Source organism: Fastidiosibacter lacustris, assembly GCF_003428155.1.
Taxonomy (GTDB): Bacteria; Pseudomonadota; Gammaproteobacteria; order Francisellales; family Francisellaceae; genus Caedibacter; species Caedibacter lacustris.
The window spans coordinates 1-1,273 of the sequence record NZ_QLIR01000050.1 but is presented as its reverse complement, the minus strand read 5'-3'; the positions used below and the strand labels follow the sequence as shown (position 1 = coordinate 1,273).

Genomic DNA, 1,273 nt, shown 5'->3' with positions numbered 1-1,273 from the left:
GCTTTTTTACACCTGTTAAACGACGAAACTCATCTGCTGCTAACTTGTTTATCGTTTCCCATCTCATTGATCATATCCACCTTTAATTTTTAAATAGCTATTTTGCTAGATTAAATACGGTTTGGAAGGAACTCTAATCAAAAATCAAATCAAAAATGGCGAAAATTGATGTATGCTGCAGATCATGCAATTCCAATAAAATAACTAAGGCAGGCAAGCATAAGCTAGGTTCTGTGAACCAAATTTTTTTATCGCAGCCATATTAAACTCCCCCGCAATGTGTAAAAACCCATTGAAACTGATCATTGTTTTATTAAATCTAGAAAAAACTCTACAACCAATTTGTATAGCTAAATATTTTGTGACAGTGTTTATTTAATTTTAAGTTGTGTTAAAATGCGCACCCACGATAATTCTGCTATAAAGTCGATGTGAAGAAAAAAATAATTACATGCAGTGTGTTGTGCCTGAGCGTATTTGCTTATGGTGCACAAACTACAGATAAAGCTGAAAGTAATGTTGAAACCCAAAGCAAAAATCAAGAACAGATAAAAAACAAGGCAAGGTTTTACCTAAAGCAACGTTGCTGGCGAGTAAAGGGGCAAGCACACCTAATAATCCATTGGTTGCAGCGTCAAATGGCAGTGAATTATTACAAATAACGCCATTTAAAGGCAATAAATATCTGCAAACTGGCTTAATTAGCATTCCTCTGGACGATGGTTTGATATTTCGTTTTAATGTTCGTTTGTCACTATTAAGTGATGGCAAATATGATTTCCGTTTTACCCCTGCGTATGAAAGCACTAGAGGCAGTAGTTTTACTGTAACCAAATTGCAGACGGTGGATGACAATACTGTGACAGTCATTTCATCCCCCTCAAGCCATATTGGTTATTCAACTGAACATTATTATCAAAGTTCAGCCAGTGATATTTTTGCACCTAATGGTACACAGTACATTCAGAGTAATAAAACTGTTGCAATAATCTATAGCGCACATAAAAAAGCGTGGATTAAATATACACGAATCCAACCTGTAGTATCACCTGTTATCTCTTGTCATCACGTGGGTGGACATGATGGTGGTGATATCTGCTCTACTGAAAGTCGCTGGTCGTTGCTTGGCAGAGACGTGATTAGTAGAATTGAACATCATGATTATCAGTTGTATCTAGCTATCCAAGATATAGAACACACTAAAACAAAGGCAGCATCACCACAGACCAATGGGATATGTGAGCGGTTTCATAAAACCATATTGCAGGAATTT

The 1,273-nt window shown here is 36.4% G+C and carries 1 pseudogene; it reads left to right on the top strand.

The window, feature by feature from the left end:
- Positions 1-1,150: 1,150 nt before the first annotated feature.
- A pseudogene (locus tag DNJ77_RS09820) lies at positions 1,151-1,273 on the top strand (IS481 family transposase); the annotation flags it as partial.